The sequence below is a fragment of the Streptomyces sp. SID14478 genome, assembly GCF_010548525.1.
In the GTDB taxonomy this organism is placed as follows: Bacteria; Actinomycetota; Actinomycetes; order Streptomycetales; family Streptomycetaceae; genus Streptomyces.
The window spans coordinates 1-6,504 of sequence record NZ_JAAGMG010000219.1 but is presented as its reverse complement, the minus strand read 5'-3'; the positions used below and the strand labels follow the sequence as shown (position 1 = coordinate 6,504).

Below are 6,504 nucleotides of genomic sequence, written 5' to 3'. Positions count from 1 at the left end.
GGTGTACGGCGGCGAGCGCGCCCGCGGGCTGCGCACACCGCCACCGAAGCCCCCGGTCCGGCAGCCGGAGGCGACCCTGCCACAGACCCGGGCCGCGGCGGCACGGCTGCTGCCCGGCTGCGAGGTGCGCCAACTGCTCTTCTGGCGCTATCTGTTGACGTACGAGAAGGAGTGAAGCGGCGTCGGGCGGCTCAGCGCAGCGACTCCCACAGTCGGCTTGCCCCGGGCTCGTCGGCCACCACCCGGTTCGCGTCCGAGGGCGCCCGCACCACGGGCATCATCACCGTCTTCAGGGAGTCCGCGGGCAGCGCGCTCAAGCTCCGTGCCAGGCCGCTCAGTTCGGACAGCGAGTCGAGGCCGGTGTCCGCGGTGAGGCTGGCGGTGGCCGCGTCGGCGACCTGGTAGAGCCGGGCCGGATCGGTCAGCAGCCCGCTGCCGGAGACCTCGCTCATCAGCGCCTTCACCAACTGCTGCTGGAGCTTGATGCGGCCCAGGTCGCTTCCGTCGCCGACGCCGTGCCGCGTGCGGGCGAAGGCGAGCGCCTGCGCGCCGTCGAGGTGGTGGTCGCCCGCCGCGAGGTGGAGGTGGCTGAGGTCGTCGTCGATGTCCTCGGTCGTGGTGACGTCCACCCCGCCGAGCGCGTCGACGAGCTGGGCGAAGCCCGCGAAGTCGATCTCCAGATAGTGGTCCATGCGCACGCCCGTGAGCTGCTCGACGGTCTTCACCGCGCAGACCGGACCGCCCACCGCGTAGGCGCTGTTGAACATGGCGCGGTACGCGGGCGCCGTCTCGCCGCCGGACTCCGTCGGGCAGGCCGGGCGCTCGACGAGGGTGTCGCGCGGGATGCTGACGACGGTCGCCTTCGTGCGGCCGGCGTCCAGGTGCACGACCATCGCGGTGTCGGAGCGGGCGCCGCCGCTGTCACCGCCGCCGAGCGCCTTGTTCTCCTTGCCGGTACGGGAGTCCGAGCCCAGGACGAGGATGTTGAGGACGCCCTTGTCGACGGGCTCCGCCGCGGCGGACGGCGACGGGGAGGCGGCGGCCTGGTCGGCCCGGGCCGGGCGGTCGTCGCCGAGCGCCTTGTCGATGTCGACGCTGCGTATGTTGTGGTCGAGGTGCCAGTAGACCCATCCGGCCCCCGCCGCGCCGAGCACGAGGACACAGCCGAAGGCGATCGCCGCCAGCTTCACCGCACGCGCACGGAACCGTTTCTGCTCACTCACGGAGTGAACGTAAGTCCGAATTATTACAGCGGTAAACCAGTCGGCACGCTATTTCGGAAATCTCAGGCAGTTCTCACCCACCGGTCAGACGGTCTCGAACCGCCATCTGTGCACCGCTCGCGTGACCAACCGCCCGTCGGGCTCGGGGAGTTCGGGCAGTACGTCGGCGTAGTCCGCGTCCCACCAGGTGATCACCAGGACCCGGTCCTGCGGGGCCCGGAACGTCTCGCGCCGCTCCGGCTCCCGCTCCAGGACCTGCGCCTTCGCCCAGGCCAGCAGCTCCTCGCCGCGGCCGTCGACGGCCCGGGCCTCCCACATCAGCGCGACGCTCACGAGTACAGGTTCTCCTTGCTCACCTCGTGCACGTGGTCGTGGCCGTGGTGATGACCGTGCTCGTGGCCCGGCACGTGCGTCTGCGTCACCGGCAGCGACGAGTCGGCCGAAAGGTCCCAGTCCGACGGCCGCCGGTTGCGGGCCACCATCTCGGCGCCGAGCGCGGCGACCATCGCGCCGTTGTCCGTGCACAGCTTGGGGCGCGGGACGCGCAGCCGGATCCCGGCCCGCTCGCAGCGCTCCGCGGCGAGCGCCCGCAGCCGCGAGTTGGCGGCCACGCCGCCGCCGATCATGAGGTGGTCGACGCCCTCGTCCTTGCAGGCGCGCACGGCCTTGCGGGTCAGCACGTCCACCACGGCCTCCTGGAAGGACGCCGACACGTCGCGCACCGGCACGTCCTCACCGGCGGCCCGCTTGGCCTCGATCCAGCGGGCCACGGACGTCTTGAGCCCGGAGAAGGAGAAGTCGTACGCGGCGTCGCGCGGCCCGGTGAGCCCGCGCGGGAAGGCGATCGCGTCCGGGTCGCCCTCCTTCGCGTACCGGTCGATGACGGGGCCGCCCGGGAAGCCCAGGTTCAGCACCCGGGCGATCTTGTCGAAGGCCTCGCCCGCCGCGTCGTCGATGGTCGCGCCGAGCGGCCGCACGTCGGAGGTGATGTCGCTGGACAGCAGCAGCGAGGAGTGTCCGCCGGAGACCAGCAGCGCCATCGTCGGCTCGGGCAGCTTGCCGTGCTCCAGCTGGTCCACGCAGATGTGCGAGGCGAGGTGGTTGACGCCGTAGAGCGGCTTGCCGAGCGCGTACGCGTACGCCTTCGCCGCGCTCACGCCGACGAGCAGGGCGCCCGCGAGGCCGGGCCCCGCGGTGACGGAGATCCCGTCGAGGTCCTTGGCCGTGATCCCGGCGTCCTTCAGGGCGCGCCGGATCGTCGGGACCATCGCCTCCAGGTGCGCGCGGGAGGCGACCTCGGGCACGACGCCGCCGAAGCGGGCGTGCTCGTCGACGCTGGAGGCGACGGCGTCGGCGAGCAGGGTGGTGCCGCGGACGATGCCGACGCCGGTCTCGTCGCAGGAGGTCTCGATGCCGAGGACGAGCGGTTCGTCAGCCATGGTTCTTCTCTTCGGTCACGTGTACGGGCTCTTGGTTGGTGATCAGGCGCATCACGAGGGCGTCCACGTTGCCCGGCTGGTAGTAGCCGCGGCGGAAGCCGATCGGTTCGAAGCCGAAGCGCTCGTAGAGCTTCTGCGCCCGCGTGTTGTCGACGCGCACTTCGAGCATCACCTCGGCCGCCTCGAAGGCGGTGGCGTGCCGCAGGAGTTCGGTGAGCAGCCGGGCGCCGAGCCCGGTGCCCCAGTGGTCGCGGGCGACGGCGATGGTCTGTACGTCGGCCAGGTCGCCCGAGGAGGCGAGGCCGCCGTACCCGACGAGCCGGTCCCCTTCGTACGCGACCACGTAGCGCCGCGACGAGCCGACCCCGCGCGCGTGCGCGAGCTCGGACCAGAACATGCCGCGCGACCAGGCGTCGTCCGGGAAGAGATCCTTCTCCAGGGCGAGCACGGGATCGATGTCCCACCAGCGCATCTCGCGCAGTTCAGCGGTCACGGTCGTCACTGGGGAGTGACCACCTTGTAGTTCTTGGGGACCTGCGCGTCAGGGCGGCGCAGGTACAGGGGGCGCGGTTCGAGCAGTTCCTCGCCCGCGGCCAGCTTCTCGGCGGCGAGGGCGGCGAGCGCCCCGGCCGACACGTGCTCGGGGCCGCGCGGGTCCCCGAACACCTCGGGGTAGAGCAGCGCGCCCGCGCCGACGGCGGGCAGCCCCGCGACGGCCTCGGCGATGTCCGCGGGCCGGTCGACGGCGGCGTCCGTGATCCGGGTGCACACCAGAGGGGGCCGCGCGGAGGCGCTGTGGCCGGGCGAGGGCCGGGCCTCGTAGCGCGCCCAGTAGACCTCCTTGCGGCGGGCGTCCGTCGCGACCACGAAGGGGCCCTCCACCGACGTCTCGTACGCGAGCCCGTCCAGCGTGCACACGCCGTGCACGGGCACGCCGAGCGCGAGTCCGAAGGTGTCGGCGGTCATCAGGCCGACGCGCAGTCCGGTGTACGGTCCCGGGCCCACGCCCACGACGATCCCGGTGACGGCGTCGAGCCGCGCGCCGGCCTCGGCGAGCACCCGGTCGACGGCGGGCAGCAGCAGCTCCCCGTGTCTGCGGGCGTCGACCTGACTCGACTCGGCGACGAGGGCCGTGCCGTCGTGCAGGGCGACGGTGACGGCAGGGGTGGCGGTATCCAAGGCGAGCAACAGCACGCAAACAGCCTACGGCCACAGGAGGGCGGACATGTCCGCAACCGGGGAGCGCAGGCCCCGGCTGCTACCGTCACACAAAGCCGTCACTGGCGTCGTACATGGGGACATGAGAGGCAGGCACCTGGTGGCACGGAGCAGCACCGGATTCGTGACCGCGCTGACCGCGGGAGCGCTCGTCGTGGTCGGCTTCCTCACGTACCAGGCGTCGGCGAACGCACCGGCCGACCTCGGCAAGTCGAAGGCCGACACCTCCCCCACCGCGACGGCGTCCCGCTCCCCCAAGGAGAAGACCGACCCGAAGGCCCTGCCCGCCCAGTCCGGCGCGGGCGAGCGCGTCGTCTACGCGCTGGGCGCCGACCGGGTCTGGCTCGTCGGGGGGAACGGCAAGGCGCAGCGCACGTACAAGGTGACGCCCGGCACCGTGGACCCGGCGCCCGGCAAGTACACGGTGGGCTCCCGCTCCGGGACCATCACCGGCACCGACGGGGTGCCGATCGAGCACGTCGTGCGGTTCGCGAACACGGGCGGGGTCGCGATCGGCTTCAGCGCCGCGGTCGACGGCTCGACGCCCGAGCCGGACCCGTCGAAGCAGACGGGCGGCATCCGCGAGTCGCGGGCCGACGGCGCCGCGATGTGGGAGTTCGCGACCTTCGGCCGGAAGATCGTCGTCGTTCCGTGAGCCCGCGCCGCTGACGTACCAGTGACGCACCGCCGGCCGTACTGGCTTGTTCCGGGCCGCTGACGCAGCGGCGGCCGTACCCGCTTCTCTAGGCCGCGTCGCGCCGCTCCGCGGTCGGGCGGCGCTCGTCCGGTACGCGGGCGGGGGCGGGCGGTGTCGAGACGGCACGCGCCGCCGCGCACGACGCCAGCAGGTCCCCCATCGACACCCCGCGCACCACGTCCCGCCCCGCAAGCGGCGCAGTGCGCCGCACCTCACGTTCCGAAGCCGACATGTGCGCCTCCCGAGCAGGCGTGGTTAGGTAGACCTAACTAAGTCCGGTCTCCATGTGAACACGCCGGACACGCGCCGCGCAACATTTTGCCGACGCGTTGTCGGGATACGTACGAGCGGGTGCTCCCTACGCCAGGGAACCGAGGTCCGCGCCGCCCCAGCGCTCCCCGATGCCGTTCAGCGTCACGACGCGCACTTCGTCCGTGGTGTCGCCGGTCGCCCGGTCGATGAGGACGTGCAGCCGGTCGTCGGCCAGCTCCTCGACCTTGCCGTCGCCCCACTCGACGACGACCACCGAGTCCGGCAGGGACACGTCGAGGTCGAGGTCCTCCATCTCGTCGAGGCCGCCGCCGAGCCGGTACGCGTCCACGTGCACCAGGGCGGGCCCCTCGCCGAGCGGCGGATGCACCCGGGCGATCACGAACGTCGGCGACGTCACCGCGCCGCGCACGCCGAGGCCCGCGCCGAGCCCCCGGGTCAGGGTCGTCTTGCCCGCGCCGAGCTCACCGGTGAGCATCACGAGGTCGCCGGGGCGCAGGCGGGCGGCCAGGGCGAGGCCCAACTCCCGCATCTCGTCCGGGGAGTTGACCGTGACCGTGACGGTGGTGACGGGGGTGGCGGGATCAGCCGCCGGGCTGTGCGGTGCTGCCGGTGTCTCCATGGCTCCCCACGGTAGCGGCTGCGCCGGCCACTCCCGCGCGGACCAGCAGGTCCGCCAGGCGGTCCGTGACGACCTCCGGATGCTCCAGCATCACCAGGTGTCCGGCGTCCGGCACCAGGACGGACTCGGCGTCGGGCAGCAGCGCCGCGATGGCCTCGCTGTGCTCGCTCGGCGTCACCAGGTCCTGCTCCCCGGCGAGCACCAGGACCGGCAGCTGCGCGAAGCGCCCCAGGGCTGCCGTCTTGTCGTGCTCCTGGAACGCCGGGTAGAACTCGGCGACCACGTCGATCGGCGTGCCCTCGATCATCCGCTCGGCGAACCGGGCGACCGCCGGGTCGACGTCCCGCGTCGCGAACGAGTACCGCTTGATGACCCCGGCGAACAGGTCCGCCGTCGCGCGGCGCCCCCTCTCGACGAGGTCGGCGCGCTGGCCGAGCGCCTTCAGCACCCCGGGCAGCACCCGCCGCACCGCGTTCACCCCGGCCACCGGGAGGCCGTAGTTGACCTCGCCGAGCTTGCCCGAGGACGTGCCCACCAGGGCCACGCCCACGACGCGGTCGCGGATCAGCTCGGGGTACTGGTCGGCCAGGGCCATCACGGTCATGCCGCCCATGGAGTGGCCGACGAGCACCAGCGGGCCCTGCGGCGCGGCCGTGTCGAGCACCGCCTTGAGGTCGCCGCCGAGCCGGTCGATGGAGACCGGGGTGCCCTCCTGCTGCTCCGCGCCGCGTGCCGAACGGCCGTGGCTGCGCTGGTCCCAGTACACGCAGCGCACGACGCCGCGCAGGGCCGCGCGCTGGAAGTGCCAGGAGTCCTGGTTGAGGCAGTAGCCGTGGCTGAAGACGACGGTGACCGGGGCCGGGGTGCGGCGGCCGAACAGGCGGCGCCTGCGCGTGCCCGTGCCGCTGTCCGGCTCCACCTCGTCGACCTCGTAGTACAGCTCGGTGCCGTCGGTGGCCACGGCCCGGCCCGGCACGCCGCGCAGCGCGCCGTAGGGGCCGGAGGCGTCGAGCGCCAGGCGGGCCTTGCGGCGCA

At 73.0% G+C, this 6,504-nt stretch carries 9 protein-coding genes; 1 reads left to right on the top strand and 8 read right to left on the bottom strand.

The window, feature by feature from the left end; all coding sequences use genetic code 11:
* Positions 1–191 precede the first annotated feature (191 nt).
* The 5 genes from G3I40_RS08215 to tsaB form a co-directional block, all read right to left on the bottom strand.
* Positions 192–1,154 (bottom strand): LCP family protein, encoded by a 963-nt coding sequence (locus tag G3I40_RS08215; protein ID WP_164301501.1) that lies wholly within the window; start codon positions 1,152–1,154, stop codon positions 192–194.
* 153 nt (positions 1,155–1,307) lie between these two features.
* Entirely contained in the window at positions 1,308–1,556 is a 249-nt protein-coding gene (locus tag G3I40_RS08210; protein ID WP_164301498.1) for a hypothetical protein, read from the bottom strand.
* On the bottom strand, positions 1,553–2,662 hold the full coding sequence (tsaD, locus tag G3I40_RS08205; protein WP_164301497.1) for a tRNA (adenosine(37)-N6)-threonylcarbamoyltransferase complex transferase subunit TsaD: 1,110 nt from the start codon (positions 2,660–2,662) through the stop codon (positions 1,553–1,555). Before tsaD ends, G3I40_RS08210 begins: the two co-directional genes overlap by 4 nt.
* Positions 2,655–3,134 carry a ribosomal protein S18-alanine N-acetyltransferase gene (gene rimI, locus G3I40_RS08200; RefSeq protein WP_164301500.1) on the bottom strand — a complete coding sequence of 160 codons (480 nt, stop codon included), beginning with the start codon at positions 3,132–3,134 and terminating at the stop codon, positions 2,655–2,657. The genes tsaD and rimI overlap by 8 nt, the downstream gene beginning before the upstream one ends.
* A gap of 26 nt (positions 3,135–3,160) precedes the next feature.
* Complete coding sequence (gene tsaB / locus G3I40_RS08195; protein WP_164301496.1) at positions 3,161–3,856, bottom strand: tRNA (adenosine(37)-N6)-threonylcarbamoyltransferase complex dimerization subunit type 1 TsaB; 696 nt, start codon at positions 3,854–3,856, stop codon at positions 3,161–3,163.
* A gap of 124 nt (positions 3,857–3,980) precedes the next feature.
* Between tsaB and G3I40_RS08190 the strand changes: the two genes are divergently transcribed.
* A complete protein-coding gene (locus tag G3I40_RS08190) occupies positions 3,981–4,535 on the top strand; it encodes a hypothetical protein (protein ID WP_164301499.1) in 555 nt (184 codons plus the stop codon).
* 88 nt (positions 4,536–4,623) lie between these two features.
* On the opposite strand, the gene G3I40_RS08185 is transcribed toward G3I40_RS08190, so the two are convergent.
* The 3 genes from G3I40_RS08185 to G3I40_RS08175 form a co-directional block, all read right to left on the bottom strand.
* Positions 4,624–4,809, bottom strand: coding sequence for a hypothetical protein (locus G3I40_RS08185; protein ID WP_164301495.1), 186 nt, complete (start codon positions 4,807–4,809; stop codon positions 4,624–4,626).
* A gap of 126 nt (positions 4,810–4,935) precedes the next feature.
* A complete protein-coding gene (tsaE, locus tag G3I40_RS08180) occupies positions 4,936–5,469 on the bottom strand; it encodes a tRNA (adenosine(37)-N6)-threonylcarbamoyltransferase complex ATPase subunit type 1 TsaE (protein WP_164301494.1) in 534 nt (177 codons plus the stop codon).
* The coding region (locus G3I40_RS08175; protein ID WP_164301493.1) for an alpha/beta hydrolase at positions 5,432–6,504 on the bottom strand (1,073 nt) is incomplete at its 5' end. The genes G3I40_RS08175 and tsaE, both read right to left, overlap by 38 nt.

Coding starts and splice junctions, on each gene's coding strand:
- G3I40_RS08185 (WP_164301495.1), bottom strand. CDS start 4,809: ATGTCGGCTTCGGAACGTGAGGTGCGGCGCACTGCGCCGCTTGCGGGG.
- rimI (WP_164301500.1), bottom strand. CDS start 3,134: ATGCGCTGGTGGGACATCGATCCCGTGCTCGCCCTGGAGAAGGATCTC.
- tsaE (WP_164301494.1), bottom strand. CDS start 5,469: ATGGAGACACCGGCAGCACCGCACAGCCCGGCGGCTGATCCCGCCACC.
- tsaD (WP_164301497.1), bottom strand. CDS start 2,662: ATGGCTGACGAACCGCTCGTCCTCGGCATCGAGACCTCCTGCGACGAG.